This window comes from Sphingopyxis indica (genome assembly GCF_900188185.1).
GTDB lineage: Bacteria > Pseudomonadota > Alphaproteobacteria > Sphingomonadales > Sphingomonadaceae > Sphingopyxis > Sphingopyxis indica.
The window spans coordinates 685,162-702,238 of the sequence record NZ_FZPA01000001.1 but is presented as its reverse complement, the minus strand read 5'-3'; the positions used below and the strand labels follow the sequence as shown (position 1 = coordinate 702,238).

The following is a 17,077-nucleotide window of genomic DNA, read 5'->3' as shown; positions in this document are numbered from 1 at the left end:
GCGAAGGCGGGAGCCCATCTCCTGCCGGTGCCATCTTGAACCGACCGGAGATGGGTTCCTGCGTTGGCGCTACGCGCTGCCTCCGGCGCCGCGGGGACACACGGAGGATCATCCAGGTCAGCGATCATCTCCGCTTGTGCCATTTGGTCCACAAATGACGCGCGAGCATCGCCGGCGGCATCCGCAGCCAGTGCGAGCGGATGTAGAAGGCCTGCTGGAGCAGGAAATCGCTCGATCGCCCCCAATCGTCTCGGGCGAGCAGGCGGCGGTGAAACCAGCGGTCGGTCGGGTCGTGCGCATCCCATCCCGACGGAAGCAGCGTGCCCAACAGGTCGCGCGCGAGCCGCGCCGCGCGGCGCACTTCGCTTCGAAGCCCGTGCTGATCGGCGCGCCCGTCGAGCTTGCCCCAGAACCCCGGATCGGCGACGGCAAAGTCGCTGGCAAGGCAGTGGAAGTCCCACAAATTGCGCAATCCCCCCTGCAAATCGCCGTCAGCGAGCAGGTGCGCTGCGCAGTGGCACGCCATGTCGGTCGGACACAGCACCGCGAACCCGTCCGGAGCCGGCACCGCATCGGCGAGCATCGCGAGCGGATCGGGCGTCTTCCTGTGCGTGCGCGGCAGGATTGTGTGATGGACGTCGATCATCCGGTCGCGGCCCCCGTGAATCAGCGGTGGCAGCTCGTGCATATGCGCGCGGTAATAGGCGTCGTCATAGGGATCGGACTTCACCCACTCCCACCCCGCCTTGAGCAGCGCATTTTCGGTGCGCGCCAGATCGTGTTTGCCGACGAGGATGTCGAGGTCGCCGATCTGCCGGCCCGCCGCGCAGGACAGGCCCGCGGCGGCATAGGCAGTGCCTTTCAGCAGCACGAATTCGATCCGCTCGGGCGCGAGCGCGCGCCGCGCCATCTCGGCCTCCCATAGCGCCTGCCCGGTCGCGACTTCGGCGGCGCGGCGCTGGTCGGCGAGCAGCAGTGCAACGGGTTCAGGCACGTCGACCTCGGCGAGCCGGTGCGCCAGCGTCGCGAGCATCGCCTCGGCCCGCGCGACGCCGATCACCCCGTCCCACTCGCGCGGGGCCAGCGCCGCCGCGTCGCGGCGCCCGGCGAACAGGTCGACGAGGATTGCCATCGCACTCACCGTGCCGCCTCCGCCCACAGATCTTCGACCAGCGCGATGCCGCTCGCGCTGTCGGGATAGGCGATGGCGAAGGCCGGCACGGTGCGCACCAGCCGGGTCAGTGCGCCGAAACCTGCTTCGCCCAGCGCGATATAGTTGGTCGACGCCTCGGTGAGCCGCACGAAGGCTTCGCCCTCGCCCATCGGCACGACCGCCGCCTCGCCGCCGAAGCGCGGAAAGAGGAGCAAGGCGGGCCGCACGGGTTCATGCATTGTCTCGATCGCATCGGCGCGCGGGATCAGGTGGCGGATATCGCCCTTGGGCGTGCCCGCGAGCAGCGGGCCGAGGCGCGCCGGATCGACGCGCCCCGCGAGCTCGGCGATCGCCTGATTCTTCAGGCTCACCGCGCGCGGAAAGGCGAAAGCCTCGCCGCTGGCGGGCGCGATCAGCGTGAATTCGTCGCCCATCAGGCGCCAGCCTCCCTCGCCGAGCAGCGCAGCGAGCGTCGATTTGCCCGATCCCGACGCGCCCGACATTATGACCGCGCGGCCATTCTTCGCGACCGCGCTCGCGTGGAGCAGCAGGTGCCGGCGCCAGCCCAGCGCGACCTGCAAATTCATCCCCATTTCGGCGGCGAGCAGCCCCATCGAGAGCGGCAGCGGCAGCGCGTCGGGGACGACATAATCGCCGCCGATATGCACCGACGGGCGCAGCCAGCGCCGCCACGGCCGCGCCGCGAACAACCGCACCGTCGCATCGGCGGGCCGGTCCTCGTGCTGCGGATAGTCCGCGTAGAGCCGGTCGAGTGCCGCGATCGGTTTCGCCCAATCGCTGCCGACGCGGAATTGCACCGGACCGACCGCGATGCGCGTGCCGTGCCTCACGCCGGCGCCACCAGCCCGAGGTCGGCGAGTTCGCGCAGCCGTTCGGCGACGATCGCACGCACGTCGCCTTCGGCCTCGACCTCGAAATCGGCGGCGAGCCGTGCGGCGAGGGTCGCGGCGTCGCACGGTTTCTCGCCCATTGCGGCGAGAATCTCGGGGATGGGCGACACGACCAGATGCGTCTGGACCGACCGCCGGTCGAAGATCGCGGTCAGCTCGCCCAGCGGCTCGACGCGCAGCGCTTCTTTCGGCGCCGCACGATAGCGGCGATCAATCATAGTCTTCGGCGGCTTTGATCAGCTTTGCGAGGATGGCCATCAGCGTCTTGCGCTCGGCAGCGCTGAGGTGCGATTCGAGCCGTTCTTCGGTCGCGAGGGCGGCGGGACCGATGGCGTCGTAGAGCGAACGGCCGGTTTCGGTGAGCGCCAGATGATGCGAGCGCCCATCGGCTTCATGCGCCTGCCGCGCGATGAGCTGGCGGTCGGCAAGCGCCTTGGCGGCGCGGTTGACCGTCACCTTGTCCATCCGCGTTGCGGCGACGAGTTCGCGCTGCGTCTTCGGCTGGCCTTCGCCGAGCACCGCCATCAGCCGCCATTCGGGGATCTTGAGCCCGAAGCGGCTTTGATATTCCTCGGCGATCCGTTCCGACAGCGCGTTCGACGCGATCGACAGGCGATAGGGAAGGAACTGGTCGAGGTTCAGCGTCTTGGCGGCCATAGCGCGCATCCTATCGCAGCCGCGGCGCCCCGCAAGCCCCGAATGCGCGGCTTCCCCATGGCCGGTCATTCCGGCGAAGGCCGGAATGACGATCATCGGTTGAGCTAACCCGCCTTCACCGCATCGGGATGCGCGCGCTGGAAGGCTTCGAGCTCCATGCACGCCGCGTCGATCGCGACAAGGCGCGGATAAGCGTCAAGCGGCAGGTCGAAGCGCCGCGCATTATACATTTGCGGGACGAGGCAGCAGTCGGCGATCCCCGGCACGTCGCCGCCCAGATAGCGCCCCTCGCCCGCCATCGCCTCGAGCGCGTCGAAGCCTTCCGCGACCCAGTGGCGATACCAATGATCCTTGGTCTGCTCGTTGAGCCCGAGGTCCCTGGTCAGATATTTGAGCACGCGCAGATTGTTGAGCGGATGGATGTCGCATGCGACGACATGCGCCTGCGCGAGGGCGACCGCGCGCGGCATCGCCTCGTCGGGGATCAGCCGCGGCTCGGGAAAGGCGCGGTCGAGCCAGTCGATGATCGCGAGGCTCTGGATGATCGGCTCGCCATCGGCGACGAGCATCGGCACGAAACCCTGCGCATTTTGAGCGAGATAGGCGTCGCTCTTCTGCTCGCCTGCAATCAGGCTGACCTCGACGCGATCATAGTCGAGCCCTTTGAGATTGAGCGCGATGCGGACGCGGAAGCTCGCCGAGGAGCGGAAATAATCGTGGAGGACGAGGGTGGCCATAGGCAGACCTAGAAACTATTTGGTCGTTTTGGCAAGCGTCTGACAAAGCCTCGTCATTGCGACCCCGGCGAAAGCCGGGGGAAGCAATCCAGAGCGGTTTACGCCACGCTGGATTGCCGCGTCGCTTCGCTCCTCGCAATGACGAGGGCGGGAAAGCTAACCGGCTAATGCCCGTCCTTCGGCATCTGCGCAATCCATTGCCTGAGCAGCGCGACACCCTCCCTATGCACGGTCGAGCGCCCGAGTTCGGGCATCGCGATGCCGGGGTCGAGGCTCTCGAGCCGATAGATCAGGAAGCTGTGGTCGGGATCGCCGGGCTTGATCGCGAATTCCATTCCGCCGCTGCCGCGTCCCGCGGCGGTCGGACGCTTGCCGATGCCCAGACTGACGCCCTTGGGGTCGGTCCAGCGCAGGAAGAGGCCGCTGTTCGAGGCGCTCCCCTGCGGGTTGTGGCAATGACCGCAATTGACGTCGAGATAGGCGCGCGCGCGCCGCTCGAGCGTGCCGCTCGCCGGGTCGTCCCACTGCGGCATCGGGTCGGCCGAAATGGGAGGCTCCGCAAAAAACCTTGCGAAATCATGACGGTCTAGCGCATTTTCGAAATTGATATTCGCGGCCTTGGGACCGATCGGGACGATTTCGCCCGCCTTGCTGTGGCATTCCTTGCACTGATTTTTGTTCGGCACCGCATATGGGATGCTGTGCATAGCGCCGTCGGGCGCCTTGAAGGTCACGGGCACGCGCCGCCCGGCGATCGCCAGCGTCGCATCCTTGCCGTCGGCATCCCAGATATAGGGCAGCGCGGTCCAGCCGTCCGCGCGGTGGAGGAGCAGGCGCGTCTCGACCGGGCGGCCGCCATTCTGCCCGGGCCAGCCGAAGCTTTTGACGATCATGCTGCCGACCGGGAAGTCGATATGGCCATCGTCGGAAAGCGTCGCCTGCTTGCCCGGCGGCACCCAGATCAGCCGCTGTTTCTGCGCATAGTCGCTGAACAGCGGCGTGTGCAGCGTATAGCCGAGCAGCGCGTCGACCGGCTCGCTGGTGCCGGCGCGAAATATCCCGAATTCGGAGAGCTTGCGCGGCATCGCATCGCCGTCGATCGCCGCCTGGTTGGGACCGGCCTCGGGCACCGCGACCGCGCCGCTCGCACACAGCAGCGCCGCGGCGAGGGCGGCGGCGATACGTCTCACTGAACCTTGGCCTCCATGCTGGCGGGCAGGGTGACGCCGGGCAGCGTGGCGGGGGCATCGCCCTTCAGGTCGGCGGGCGAGGGTTGCGCTTCGCTCTGCGGGGTCGAAACGTCGGGCAGGCCAAGCGACAGGACGCCGACGTCGTCGTTGACGACCGCGCTCCCCGCACCGTCCCACAGCACCGGCGGGATCGCGCCGCCCATCGCTGCCGCCATCTCGGCGCCGCCGGGGAAGGCCGGCGCAAAGCCCGCCTTGCCATGGACATTGTCGCGCACGAGGATGTCCTGCGGCAGCGGCTGATATTTCGCGTCGTCATAGGGATAGCGATAGCCGACGATCATCACATTCGCGGTGCCGTTATTCTCCAGCGCATTGCCGAATATTTCAACGCGGCGGTTCGCCATCACCAGCACCCCGGTGCCGGTCGGCACGCTCGCAACGATATTGCCCTTGGGCGCGAAGTTCGGCGTGCTGTTGTCCTGCACGATATTGTCGAAGACGCGGACATTGTGCCCGCCCTGCTGCGGCAGGCTCGGCAGGTCGAAGACCAGGATGCCGCCGCTATTCTGCACCGCGATATTGTCGTGGACGTCGGCGTCATAGCAATTCTCGATCTCTATCCCCGCGACATTTTCCTTGGCGATCGAATCGCGCACGACGACATTCTTCGACTGGCCGACATAGATGCCCGCGTCGGACGCGCCCCGGACATAGACGCTGTCGATCAGCACGTCGCGGCTCTCGACCGGATAGATGCCATAGGCGCCGTTGGTCTCCTTCGGCCCCGCGGTCCATTCGACGCGCAGCCGGTGATAGACGATGCGGTTCGCATCCTTCGACTTGATCCCGTCGCCCCTGGTATTGAGCACCGCGAAATCGGTGAGCAGCACGTCGTCGGAGGTGACGAGCAGCCCCTCGCCCGCGCCCTGCTGGCCGGAGAAGTCGAGGATCGAACCCTCGCCGTCCTTCACCCCGGCACCGCGCAGCGTGACGTTATCGACATCGAGCGACAGGCCGTCGGTGAGTTTCCACACCCCCGCACCGAGCTCGACCACATCGCCGGGCTCGGCGAGGATCAGCGCCTCTTGCAGCTTTTCATTGGCGTCGGGTGTTGCTGCGCTGACGCTGATCGTCTTGGCGGCGGCAGGCGTGGCAGCGACCGCGACGGCGGCCGCGATCGGCAGGAACAGGACTCGCATCGCTCTCTCTCCCCATGTTTGGCAGCGATCATGCGACAAGTGTTGACGGATGCCAAGCAATGTTGCTGACATGCGTGTCAAAAGAGGGAGAGGTCGCAATGCTATACAGGACAGGTCTGGCGCTCGGCGCCCTGATCGCCGCCCCGTCGCTCGCAGCGGCGCCGGCGGGCCTTGCCGGACGCTGGAAAACCGACGACGGCAAAGGCATCGTCGCGATGGCGCCGTGCGGCGGCAGGATGTGCGGCCGGATCGAGCGGCTGTTGATCGAGGAGCCCCCGGGCGGTCAGCGCGACGTGCGCAATCCCGACGCGGCCAAGCGCAGCCGCAAAGTCGAGGGGCTGCAAATCTATTGGGATCTGGTGCGAACGGGCGACGGCTGGAAGGGACAAGGCTATAGCCCCGAGGACGGGCGCTATTACACCGCACATCTGCGCGTGAAGGGCGACCGGCTGACGATGAAGGGATGCGTATCGATCTTTTGCCGGACGGTGACCTGGACGCGGATCGCATAGAGAGATTGAACCGCAGCAGGAAATGATTCCGCCTGAACAGGGCAGATTCTAGAGTGCGTTCGGTTTTGATAGAATCAAAACCGGCACTCTAGATTCTTGTTTTGCCGTGATTTCCGAGCCGTGAAATGTTCCATTTCACTCGAAATCACTCTAGGGCGCGTCGCCCAATATCCAGTCGACCCCCGCGGCGACGTGGATGCGCGTCGTGTCGTAGATCGGCAGGACGTTCGCGTCGGGATCGACGAGCATCACGAGTTCGGTGCAGGCGAGGACGAGCGCCTGAATATCCTGTTTCGCGATGTCGGTGATGAAGGTGCGCATCGTGCGGCGCGAACCTTCGCTCACCTTGCCCTGCATCAGCTCGTCATAGATGATCCGGTCGATCTCTTCGACGCGCTCGCCGTCATAGGGCGCGAGCGTCAGGCCATGACGCACCAGCCGCTGGCGGAACCACGGTTCGGTCATCACGTTGCGTGTGCCGATCACCGCGGCCGCCTTCACCCCGTCGGCGTGCAGCCTCTCGCCCGTCTCGTCGACGATATGGAGGATCGGAATCGAGATCGCGGCCGCCACATCCTCGGCGACACGGTGCATCGAATTGGCGGCAATCATCAATGCGGTCGCGCCGCCGTCTTCGAGCCGCTTTGCCGATTCGATGAGGACGTCCCTGGCATGTGCCCATTGCTCTTCGGTGGTCAGCCGCGACAGCTCGCAATAGTTGAGGCTTTCGAGCAGGATCGGCGCCGAACAACCTGTCCCGACGCGCTTTTGCACGCCCTTGTTGAGATGGCGGTAATAGAGCTCGGTCGATGCCCAGCTCATTCCCCCGATCAAACCGATCTTGCGCATATGATGAAACTATCCCTCAAAATTATCGTCGCCCCCGCGAAGGCGGGGGCCGCAAGCAATCCTGCGCAAGGGCGATGGCGGCCCCCGCCTTCGCGGGGGCGACGGAAAAACTAGTGCCCCTCGCCGAGCGCCTTGACGATATCGTCGGCCATTTTCTTGGCGTCGCCGAGCAGCATCATCGTCTGATCCATGTAGAAGACGTCGTTGTCGACCCCGGCATAGCCGACGCCGCCCATCGAGCGCTTCACGAACAGCACCGTCTTCGCCTTTTCGACGTCGAGGACGGGCATGCCATAGATGGGCGACGTCTTGTCGGTCTTGGCCGCCGGGTTGGTCACGTCGTTGGCGCCGATGACGAAGGCGACGTCGCATTGCGCGAACTCGTTGTTGATGTCTTCCAGTTCGAACACCTCGTCATAGGGGACGTTCGCTTCGGCGAGCAGCACGTTCATATGGCCGGGCATACGGCCCGCGACCGGGTGGATCGCATATTTGACGTTCACGCCCTCCTTCTTGAGCATGTCGGCCATTTCGCGCAGCGCGTGCTGCGCCTGCGCGACCGCCATGCCATAGCCGGGAACGATGATGACATTGTCGGCCTGGCTCATCAGGAAGGCCGCATCCTCGGCGCTGCCGGGTTTCCACGGCCTTTGTTCCTTCGCCGCGCCGCCCGCTGCCGCCGCATCGGCGCCGAAGCCGCCGGCGATGACGCTGATGAAGCTGCGGTTCATCGCGCGGCACATGATGTAGGACAGGATCGCACCCGACGAGCCGACGAGCGCGCCGGTGATGATCATCGCGCTGTTATGCAAGGTGAAGCCCATCGCGGCCGCGGCCCACCCCGAATAGCTGTTGAGCATCGACACGACGACCGGCATGTCGGCGCCGCCGATCGGGATAATCAGCAGGAAACCGATCAGGAAGCTCAGCGCGGTGATCGTCCAGAACACCGCGGGCGACTGGTCGGTCAGGAAATAGCCGATGAGCCCGAGGATCGCCGCAAGCGTACCGAGATTGATGACGTGGCGCAGCGGCAGGATGATCGGCGCGCCCGACATATTGCCGTTGAGCTTCAGGAAGGCGATGACCGACCCCGAAAAGGTGATCGCGCCGATTGCGACGCCGAGCCCCATTTCGATGCGGCTGACGGTGAAAATCTGCCCGGTGGCATCGGCGATGCCGAAGGCACCGGGATTGAGATAGGCCGCCGCCGCCACCGCGACCGCGGCGAGGCCGACGAGACTATGGAAGGCGGCGACGAGCTGCGGCATCGCGGTCATCGCGATCCGCCGCGCCATCACGAGGCCAATCACCGCACCGATCGCGATCGCGCCGATCACCTCGACCGGGTTGGCGAGTTCGTGCGTCAACAGGGTGGTGACGACCGCAATCGTCATGCCCGCCATGCCGAAGCGGTTGCCGCGCCGCGACGAGGCGGGCGACGACAGGCCGCGCAGCGCGAGGATGAAACAGACCCCGGCAACCAGATAGGCCAGTGCCACCCAGGGATTGATCGGTGCGACTTCGTGCATGATAAGGCTTGTCCCCCTGCCGTCATCCCGGCGAAAGCCGGTATCTCATCATTGCGTCAGGCTTTGACGTGGAGACCCCGGCCTTCGCCGGGGTGACGATTGATTTCCGACTGTTAGCGCTCTTTCTTCTTGTACATTGCGAGCATGCGTTCGGTGACCGCGAAGCCGCCGAAGATGTTGACGCTCGCCATGACGACGGCCGCGAGGCCCAGCCATTTCGACAGCGGCGAACCCGCCGCAGCGCTCGCGATCAGCGCGCCGACGATGATCACCGACGAAATCGCGTTCGTCACGCTCATCAGCGGCGTGTGCAGCGCCGGGGTCACCGACCAGACGACGAAATAGCCGACGAAACAGGCGAGGACGAAGATCGAAAAGATGGCGATGAAATCCACGGCATACTCCCCTGTTGATTCCGTGCGCGCCCCTATTGCAGCCCGGGAGCGGGGCTGTCGACTCCTAAGCGGTCGAAAAGCCGCGCCCGCGAAGCATTATCGCCAAAAATACCGGCGTTTAGCGACATAAAATTTCACGGCAGCACGGAGGCTCTACATCTTGGGCAACAGCACCGCATCGACGATATGCACGACGCCATTCGACTGGTCGAGGTCGCTGGCGGTCACGGTCGCCTTGTTACCGCTTGCCGCGGTGAGCAATATCTTGTCGCCGTTCATCGAGGCGGTCAGTTCCTGCCCGTCGACGGTGGTCAGCACCGCCTTGCCGCCGCCCTGCTCGATCTTCGCTGCAAGGTCGGCCGCCGCCAGCTTGCCGGGGACGACATGATATTTGAGCACGCCGGCGAGCACATCCTTTTGCGCGGGGCGCATCCAGCCGTTGCGTGTGACCACCGGAACCTGCTGAAACGCCGCGTCGCTCGGCGCGAAGACGGTGTATGGCCCGTCGCCCGACAGCATTTCGGCGAGCCCCGCCGCGGTTACTGCCGAAACCAGCGTTTTTTCATTGGGCATCGCCATCAGATTTTCGATGATATTGTGCGACGCATCGGTGGTTCCGGCCACCGCGCCGCCGTCGATCTTCATCGTCTCGGTCGCCGGCGGCTCGGGGGTCTTGTCGCATCCCGTCAGGGTGATCGCCGCCACGGCGGCCGCGCATAGAAGCTGCCTGTTCACGCTCATGCTCTCCTCGTTCGAAATCCCGCCGGAGGACGGGCGAGCATATCAGAAGCTCGCCTCCGTCCCTCCCGCGAACGCGCAGTGGGACGCGAAAGTTTCAGCAGAAAGTCGGCCGCGTCAGCCGAGCAACCGCTCGTTGACGACCTTGCCGCCCTGCGTCAGCCGCACAGCATTGCCGATCTCCTCGTCCAGCACGGGCTTGCCCGCCTCCTTGTCCCAGAAAGCCGAGAGGAAATTGAACAGGTTGCGGCTGAACAATGCGCTCGTGTCGGCGGGCATCAGCGCCGCGATATTCTGCGCACCGATCACCGTGACGCCGTGGATCTTCTTCGTTTCGCCCGGCGCCGAACCTTCGACATTGCCGCCGCTTTCGGCCGCCATGTCGACGATCACGCTGCCCGCGCGCATCGTCGCGAGCTGCGCATCGGAGATCAGCCGCGGCGCGGGGCGGCCCGGGATCAGCGCGGTGGTGATGACGATGTCCTGTTTCGCGATATGCGACGACACAAGTTCGGCCTGCGCCGCCTTATATTCGTCGGACATTTCGGTGGCATAGCCGCCCGCGCCCTCGCCCTCGATCCCCGCGACGCTTTCGACGAAGATCGGCTTGGCGCCGAGGCTGAGGATCTGCTCCTTGGTCGCCGAGCGCACGTCGGTCGCGCTGACCTGCGCGCCGAGGCGCTTCGCGGTCGCGATCGCCTGCAGCCCGGCGACGCCGACGCCCATCACGAACGCCTTGGCGGCGCTTACCGTGCCCGCGGCGGTCATCATCATCGGAAAGGCACGGCCATAGGCGTTCGCCGCCATCAGGACCGCCTTGTAGCCCGCTAGATTCGCCTGGCTCGAGAGGATATCCATCGACTGCGCACGCGTGATGCGCGGCATGAATTCCATCGCCAGCGCCTCAATCCCCAACTGGGCATAGGCATCGACGCGCGCGCGCTCCCCGAACGGGTTGAGCCCCGCCGCCAGCCATGCCCCGTCGGCGAAGCCCGACAGGCTCTCGGGATCGGAGCCCTGCACGCCGAGAATGATGTTCGCGCCCTTCAGCGTGTCGGCGCGGCTGCCGACCTTTGCGCCCGCGGCGCTATAATCGGCGTCGGCGATCGAGGCATGGTTGCCTGCTCCCGATTCAACGGCAACTTCGGCGCCCAGCCCGATGAATTTCTTCACGGTTTCGGGGGTCGCGGCGACACGAGTCTCGCCCGGGGCGAGCTCTTTCAATACGGCGATGCGCATGCCGGTCGCGTCAGGACGCGATCAGGAGGACGACGAAAGCCGCGACGATCACGGTCAGGATCGTGCCCGTCTTGAGCAGGCTCAGAAAACCCGCATAGGTTTCGTTCGCCGTCTTCATTTCCTGTTCCGCCATCGCTCTTCCCCTACATAGCTTTGCCCGGCCGCGCGCGCGGGCCGAAAATCCGGATTCGCGCCGGTCTTAGCCACGCCTCCCGCGATGCTCAAGGGGCCGCGTGTCGCGGCGCTTCGGGGCCGCAAATGTCGTGCGGCCTTAATCGCCCCTTTACCCCCTGTGGCGTAGGTCACTGTCCCAACGCGGAACAATGGCATATTGGACTGGAACAAAGGGAAGAATCGGGAACGATGGCGACCAACCGCGACACACGAATGCTGATGATCGTCGACAGCGAACCGGCGCAACAGCGCTTTCTTTCGGCGCTCGCCTCGCGTGGCGGCTGGCGCAGCGTGATCGCGGCCGATACCGACACCGCGCTCGCCAGACTGGGAACGCAGGACGGCATGGCGCTCGACGCAGTGATCGTCGATCAGGGCGCGCCCGGCATCCCGATCCCCGAATTCGTCGCCGAACTGCGACGCTGGCGCCCCGCGCTGCCGCTGGTCGTCATCACGATGCGCAACGGAGTCGAAATGGCGGTCGCCGCGATGCGCGCGGGGGCGAGCGATTTCGTTCAGAAGCCGATCGCACCCGACCGGCTGCTCGAAGCGCTCGACCGCGTTACCGGCTCCGGCGGTCCGCAGGGCGAGCTCCGGCCGCTGACCGAAAAGCTCCGCGCGCCGCTCGGTTTCGAGGAAATCATCGGCTCCTCACCCAATTTCCGTACCGCGCTCGCGATCGCGGCGAAGGCGGCGCGCGCGCGCATCCCGGTGATGATCAACGGCAAGCCCGGCGCCGGCAAAGAGGTTTTCGCGCGCGCGATCCACAGCGCCAGCCCGCGGTCGCGCGGCGCGCTGGTGATGGTCGATTGTTCGGCGGTGTCGCCGGGGCTGATCGGATCGGGACTGTTCGGGCACGAGCGCGGCGCCTTTCCCGGCGCCTTCGATCGCCAGATCGGCCGGCTGGTGCAGGCCGACGGCGGCAGCATCATCATCGACCATATCGAGTGCATCCCGCTCGAAACGCAGGCCAGGCTCGTCGAATTTCTGAGCACCGGCGAAGTCCAGATGATCGGCGGCAGCATCCGGCAGAATGTCGACGTCCGGATCATCTCGACCAGCGCGAGCCCGCTCGACAAGCTGATCGAGGCCGGGCATTTCCGCGAGGATCTCTATTATGCGCTGACGACGGCGCAGCTGACGCTGCCCTCGCTCAGCGAACGCCGCGGCGACATCGGGCCGCTCACGCGCCACCTGCTCACCCGCATCAGCGGATTGCCGGGCATGGGACAGATCGGCATCACCGACGATGCACTGCGCCTGCTCGTCTCCTATGCATGGCCGGGCAATGTCCGGCAGCTACAGGACGTGTTGTTCCGCGCCGCGGTCGAGAGCAAGACCGACGTCCTCACCGCAGCCGATTTTTCGGCGATCGAGGCGGCGCTGGGCGGCGGAACGGCGAACAATGACGGCGAGATCGCGATCAACGGCGAAGCGATCGGCGTCACCCTCTATCTTCCCGACGGTAATCTGCGCCCGCTCGAGGAGATCGAAGCCGACGTCATCCGCCTCGCCATCGGCCACTATCGCGGCCGGATGAGCGAGGTGGCGCGCCGTCTGGGCATCGGGCGCTCGACGCTCTATCGCAAGCTCGGCGAACTCGGCATCGACACCGCAGCCTGAGCGCGCTCAGGCCGTCAGCGCCGCGTCGCGCAGCCCGCGCCAGATCCGCAGCGCCTGCCGCGTCTCGGCAACATCGTGGACGCGCAAGAGCTGTGCCCCCTGCCCCGCTGCCTGGTAGTGGAGCGCGATCGAGCCGCCGAGCCGCGCATCGGCCGCGGCCTCATTGTCGAGCGCGCCGATCATCCGCTTGCGGCTCGCGCCGACCAGAACCGGGCAGCCGAGCGTATGGAAGAGCGCAAGGCCGTTCACCAGCGCGAGATTGTCGGCGACCCCTTTGCCGAAGCCGATGCCCGGATCGACGATGATCCGCTCGCGCGCAATCCCCGCCGCCGAGCACGCCGCAATCCGCTCGGCTAGCATGTCGTAGACGTCGAAGAGGATGTGCGCATAGCTGCCTCCCTCGTGCGGGTCGCTCTTCGCCGAGGGGGCGTGCATCAGGACCACCGGGCAGCCCGCATTTGCGACGACCTCGATCGCGCGCTCGTCGTAGCGCAGCGCCGAAATATCGTTGACGATTGCCGCGCCGGCGGCGAGCGCCGCCTCCATCACCGCGGCCTTGCGCGTGTCGATCGACACCGCAACCCCGCCCTTCGCAAGCGCCGCGACGACGCCTTCGACGCGCTGGATTTCATCGCCCTCCCAGATCAGCGGCGCGCCGGGGCGTGTCGATTCGCCGCCGACATCGACGATCGCCGCGCCCGCCATGCCCATCGCAAAGCCCGCGTCGATCGCCGCCGCTTGGTCGACATGCTTGCCGCCGTCGGAGAAGCTGTCGGGGGTGACGTTCAAAATGCCCATCAGCTGCGGTTCGCCGAGCCGGATCGTCCGCTCGCCGAGCTGCAGCGTCCCGCGCGGCCGCTGCGTCGCGGCGCGCTGCGCGGCCGCGGCTTCGGCCAGCGCATCGGGCATCGCCGCGATCCAGTCGTCGAGTTCGGGAACCAGAACGATCGCCGATTTCACCGCGTCTTTGTCACGCACGCTGACGTGCCACGCGGCGAACCACAACATCGTATCGGCGATGCGCAAGCAGGCGTCGTCGAACTCGTGCGGCCGGTCGATGAGGCAGGCGGGGCGCAGATAGATGCGGGCGTCGGAAGACGCTCCGCCGAGGTCGGGCTTGATGAGTGGCTGGAACATCGGTTTTCGCTACGCCCTTCCGCCGAATAAAAGCCATGTGCTCCCGCGGAGCCGAAGGCGGCGCGTAGCGCCAACGCGGGAGCCCATCTCCCGCCGGCGCCATCTGGAACCGACCGGAGATGGGTCCCCGCCTTCGCGGGGACACGCGGCTCTGTTGTCCAACGCTTGTCGAATATCCCTACGCCTCGTTCGCGAGCAGCCAGTCCTGCCGCACCGCGTCGATCACGCGCAATTGCCTGCCGTCGTCGATGTGCCAGAAGGTCCAGCCGTTGCAGCTCGGCGCGCCCTGCACGCCCGCGCCGACCTTGTGGATCGAGCCTGCCGGTTGGCCTTCGCATTCGAGGCTGCCGTCGACGCGCACCACCGCCCGCCAGCGGCGCTTCGCGTCGGTGAGCCGCGACCCCGGCGCGATCATCCCGCATTCGACGAGCGTGCCGAAAGCAACGCGCGTCGCCGCCTTGGGCGCCATCATCGTCTTCACCGTGCTTTCATCGAGCGGCAGCGCCATCTCGATGCGTTCTTTCGCCGCCGCGATGTAATCGTCCTCGCGCTCGATCCCGATATAATGGCGCCCCAGCCGCTTCGCGACCGCGCCGGTCGTGCCGGTGCCGAAAAAGGGATCGAGGATCACGTCGCCGGGGTTCGAACAGGCGAGCAGCACGCGATAGAGCAAAGCCTCGGGCTTCTGTGTCGGATGCACCTTGTGCCCGCCCTTCTTCAGCCGCTCCGGCCCGCCGCAGATCGGGATCAGCCAGTCGCTGCGCATCTGCAGCTCGTCGTTCAGCGTCTTCATCGCGCGATAGTTGAACGTATAGCGCGCTTTTTCGCCCATCGACGCCCAGATCAGCGTTTCGTGCGCGTTGGTAAAGCGCGTGCCCTTGAAATTGGGCATCGGGTTCGCCTTGCGCCACACGACATCGTTGAGGATCCAATAGCCCTGATCCTGCAATGCCGCGCCGACGCGGAAGATATTGTGATAGCTGCCGATCACCCAGATGCTGCCATTCGGCTTCAGAATGCGCTTCGCCTCTTTGAGCCACGCATGGGTGAAGCGATCATAGGCGGCAAGGCTGTCGAACTTGTCCCAATCATCGTCGACCGCGTCGACCTGGCTGCCGTCGGGGCGGAGGAGATCGCCGCCGAGCTGGAGATTATAGGGCGGATCGGCGAAGATCATGTCGACCGACGCCGCGGGCAGCGAGCGCATCATCTCGATGCAATCGCCCTGCAATATGCGGTCGAGCGGCAGGTCCGCCGGGATCGCTTTCGCCGTCCGCGCCTTCGCCGCCGGCGTCTTGACCCGCTCCATCACACCCATGCGCTTGCCCCTCGTTCTTAACCAAAGAAGGCCCTGATGAGTCCGGCGACACCCGCCGTCAAGCACGAGTCGCTAGGCCCAAGGCCTGACAAAATGGTTAACGGCAGGAGAACGAAAGGAGTCTGCCACGACATATGGAGTCGGTCGCGACTCGGAGACTCAACCACTGGTGGTGTGGCGATGAGGACTCAGCGCGGAAATTTTTTCGGCGCGGGCCGGCGCGCGCGGTCAAATCCCCGGATCGACCCCGCTGAGGTCGATCGAGCGCTCCCAAAGCTCACGCGCCAGCGCCGGATCGCGCGCGACGCCCGCCGTGCGCGCCGGCCCCGACCGCCCGGTCACCTCGCCCAAGCCCTGCGGCCCGACATAATCGCCGCCCTGGACATGCGCGCCGGTAGCGGCGTGCAGGGTCGGCCACGCGCCGCGCGCCGCGCTGTTGAAGAAGGGCGCGGCGAGCGGCGCCAGATAGCGCAGCGGCATCGGCAGGTGCCGCTGCAGCTCGGTCAGCGCGACGCCGGGATGACAGCCGATCGCCTGCGTCGCGCGACCGGCGGCGCCGAGCCGCCGGTCGAGCTCGAACATATGGAGCATGTTGGCGAGCTTGCTCATCTGATAGCGCGACCAGTTATGATAGCCGCGCTCCGCGCCGAGATCGCTGTAGTCCATCTCACCGCCGCGATGCGCGAGGCTGCCGGTGACCACGATCCGGTCGTCGACGTGCCGATGGACCAGTCCGGTGAAGGCGAAGTGGCCGAGGTGGTTGACCCCGAACTGCAGCTCATAACCCTGCCGGGTCAAGCTGCGCGGCGGGATCATCACCCCGGCGTTGTTGATCAGCACGTCGATCCGCGGTCCCGCCAGCACCGCCGCCGCCGCTTCGCGCACTTGATCGAGATCGGCGAGGTCGAGGCGCCGGAAGGAGAGCTCGGCCTTCGGCACATCGGCGCGAATGCGCTCGATCGCCGCCGTGGCACGGCTTTCGTCGCGGCATGCGAGGATCACCCGCCCGCCGCGCGCGGCGAGAACCCGCGCCGCCTCGAACCCGATGCCCGCATTGGCGCCCGTGATCAGGAAGGTGCGGCCGGTCTGCGCCGAAACATCGTCGGCGGTGAATCCATCCCTCATCGCGCCCCCTCTTCTCGATCAGATCAATTGCCTTTGCGCAACCGGTGCAAAGCTGGTCCGATGGAGCGGCGTCGGGCCGTGGAGGCGCAGCGCCGTCAGATGCTCGGGCGTAGCATAGCCCATGTTCCTTTCCCAGCCAAAGCCCGGAAAGTCGCGCGCAGCCGCGACCATGAAGCGATCGCGATGCTGTTTGGCGACGATGCTCGCCGCCGAGATGCACGGGTGCAGCGCATCGCCGCCGACGATGGCGCGCGCGCGATAGCGCCAGCGCGGCAGGCGGTTGCCGTCGACCAGTATCTCGTGCGGATCGCACCCCAGTGCCTCGACCGCGCGCGTCATCGCGAGGAAGGTCGCCTGCAATATGTTGATCGCATCGATCTCGGCGACGCTCGCCTCACCCACGCCCCAGCGGCAATGCGCCTTGATCTCGATGTCGAGCTCGGCGCGTCGCTTTGCGGAGAGCTTCTTGGAATCGTCGAGCCCGTCGATCCCGCGCTCGCACAGGATCACCGCCGCGGCCACAACCGGCCCCGCGAGCGGCCCGCGCCCGGCCTCGTCGACGCCAACGATCAACATGGCCTCCCCTCC

General features: G+C 66.3%; 19 protein-coding genes. 2 read left to right on the top strand and 17 right to left on the bottom strand.

The features are described 5' to 3' along the window. Positions 1 to 124: 124 nt before the first annotated feature. From CHB69_RS03250 to CHB69_RS03220, 7 genes are all read right to left on the bottom strand, one after another. Positions 125 to 1,132 (bottom strand): nucleotidyltransferase domain-containing protein, encoded by a 1,008-nt coding sequence (locus tag CHB69_RS03250; RefSeq protein WP_089214779.1) that lies wholly within the window; start codon positions 1,130 to 1,132, stop codon positions 125 to 127. A gap of 5 nt (positions 1,133 to 1,137) precedes the next feature. After that, positions 1,138 to 2,004, bottom strand: a complete 867-nt coding sequence (locus CHB69_RS03245) for an HprK-related kinase A (protein WP_089214495.1) — start codon at positions 2,002 to 2,004, stop codon at positions 1,138 to 1,140. Beyond that, positions 2,001 to 2,282 (bottom strand): HPr-rel-A system PqqD family peptide chaperone, encoded by a 282-nt coding sequence (locus CHB69_RS03240; protein WP_089214494.1) that lies wholly within the window; start codon positions 2,280 to 2,282, stop codon positions 2,001 to 2,003. The genes CHB69_RS03245 and CHB69_RS03240 overlap by 4 nt, the downstream gene beginning before the upstream one ends. Then, a complete protein-coding gene (locus CHB69_RS03235) occupies positions 2,275 to 2,721 on the bottom strand; it encodes a MarR family winged helix-turn-helix transcriptional regulator (RefSeq protein ID WP_089214778.1) in 447 nt (148 codons plus the stop codon). Before CHB69_RS03235 ends, CHB69_RS03240 begins: the two co-directional genes overlap by 8 nt. A gap of 104 nt (positions 2,722 to 2,825) precedes the next feature. Further along, positions 2,826 to 3,458 (bottom strand): maleylacetoacetate isomerase, encoded by a 633-nt coding sequence (gene maiA, locus CHB69_RS03230; protein ID WP_089214493.1) that lies wholly within the window; start codon positions 3,456 to 3,458, stop codon positions 2,826 to 2,828. Positions 3,459 to 3,622: 164 nt separating this feature from the next. Then, the gene (locus tag CHB69_RS03225; RefSeq protein WP_089214492.1) at positions 3,623 to 4,648 is read right to left on the bottom strand and encodes an SO2930 family diheme c-type cytochrome; all 1,026 of its coding nucleotides are present in this window, start codon (positions 4,646 to 4,648) and stop codon (positions 3,623 to 3,625) included. Then, complete coding sequence (locus tag CHB69_RS03220; RefSeq protein ID WP_089214491.1) at positions 4,645 to 5,847, bottom strand: parallel beta-helix domain-containing protein; 1,203 nt, start codon at positions 5,845 to 5,847, stop codon at positions 4,645 to 4,647. Before CHB69_RS03220 ends, CHB69_RS03225 begins: the two co-directional genes overlap by 4 nt. Before the next feature lie 98 nt (positions 5,848 to 5,945). Between CHB69_RS03220 and CHB69_RS03215 the strand changes: the two genes are divergently transcribed. Then, on the top strand, positions 5,946 to 6,359 hold the full coding sequence (locus tag CHB69_RS03215; RefSeq protein WP_170935414.1) for a DUF2147 domain-containing protein: 414 nt from the start codon (positions 5,946 to 5,948) through the stop codon (positions 6,357 to 6,359). A 150-nt stretch (positions 6,360 to 6,509) separates the two neighbouring features. Here CHB69_RS03215 and CHB69_RS03210 read toward each other — a convergent pair whose 3' ends face one another. From CHB69_RS03210 to CHB69_RS20645, 6 genes are all read right to left on the bottom strand, one after another. Further along, the gene (locus CHB69_RS03210) at positions 6,510 to 7,208 is read right to left on the bottom strand and encodes an aspartate/glutamate racemase family protein (protein ID WP_089214489.1); all 699 of its coding nucleotides are present in this window, start codon (positions 7,206 to 7,208) and stop codon (positions 6,510 to 6,512) included. Positions 7,209 to 7,318: 110 nt separating this feature from the next. Further along, positions 7,319 to 8,740, bottom strand: coding sequence for an NAD(P)(+) transhydrogenase (Re/Si-specific) subunit beta (locus CHB69_RS03205; protein ID WP_089214488.1), 1,422 nt, complete (start codon positions 8,738 to 8,740; stop codon positions 7,319 to 7,321). A 113-nt stretch (positions 8,741 to 8,853) separates the two neighbouring features. Beyond that, a complete protein-coding gene (locus tag CHB69_RS03200; RefSeq protein ID WP_053554080.1) occupies positions 8,854 to 9,135 on the bottom strand; it encodes an NAD(P) transhydrogenase subunit alpha part 2 in 282 nt (93 codons plus the stop codon). Positions 9,136 to 9,288: 153 nt separating this feature from the next. After that, entirely contained in the window at positions 9,289 to 9,876 is a 588-nt protein-coding gene (locus tag CHB69_RS03195) for a fasciclin domain-containing protein (protein WP_089214487.1), read from the bottom strand. 114 nt (positions 9,877 to 9,990) lie between these two features. Continuing rightward, positions 9,991 to 11,112 (bottom strand): NAD(P) transhydrogenase subunit alpha, encoded by a 1,122-nt coding sequence (locus tag CHB69_RS03190; protein ID WP_089214486.1) that lies wholly within the window; start codon positions 11,110 to 11,112, stop codon positions 9,991 to 9,993. Between the two features lie 10 nt (positions 11,113 to 11,122). Continuing rightward, positions 11,123 to 11,245 carry an aa3-type cytochrome c oxidase subunit IV gene (locus CHB69_RS20645; protein WP_089214485.1) on the bottom strand — a complete coding sequence of 41 codons (123 nt, stop codon included), beginning with the start codon at positions 11,243 to 11,245 and terminating at the stop codon, positions 11,123 to 11,125. A gap of 230 nt (positions 11,246 to 11,475) precedes the next feature. Between CHB69_RS20645 and CHB69_RS03180 the strand changes: the two genes are divergently transcribed. Further along, positions 11,476 to 12,909, top strand: a complete 1,434-nt coding sequence (locus CHB69_RS03180) for a sigma-54-dependent transcriptional regulator (RefSeq protein ID WP_089214484.1) — start codon at positions 11,476 to 11,478, stop codon at positions 12,907 to 12,909. A gap of 6 nt (positions 12,910 to 12,915) precedes the next feature. Here the strand turns inward: CHB69_RS03180 and folP are convergent, their stop codons facing one another. The 4 genes from folP to CHB69_RS03160 all read right to left on the bottom strand — a co-directional run bounded on the left by folP (position 12,916) and on the right by CHB69_RS03160 (position 17,065). Then, entirely contained in the window at positions 12,916 to 14,046 is a 1,131-nt protein-coding gene (folP, locus tag CHB69_RS03175) for a dihydropteroate synthase (RefSeq protein WP_089214483.1), read from the bottom strand. Positions 14,047 to 14,224: 178 nt separating this feature from the next. Then, on the bottom strand, positions 14,225 to 15,364 hold the full coding sequence (locus CHB69_RS03170) for a site-specific DNA-methyltransferase (RefSeq protein WP_089214482.1): 1,140 nt from the start codon (positions 15,362 to 15,364) through the stop codon (positions 14,225 to 14,227). A gap of 228 nt (positions 15,365 to 15,592) precedes the next feature. Continuing rightward, positions 15,593 to 16,489 carry an oxidoreductase gene (locus tag CHB69_RS03165; protein WP_089214481.1) on the bottom strand — a complete coding sequence of 299 codons (897 nt, stop codon included), beginning with the start codon at positions 16,487 to 16,489 and terminating at the stop codon, positions 15,593 to 15,595. Positions 16,490 to 16,507: 18 nt separating this feature from the next. Then, entirely contained in the window at positions 16,508 to 17,065 is a 558-nt protein-coding gene (locus tag CHB69_RS03160) for a ribonuclease HII (protein WP_089214480.1), read from the bottom strand. Positions 17,066 to 17,077: the final 12 nt, after the last annotated feature.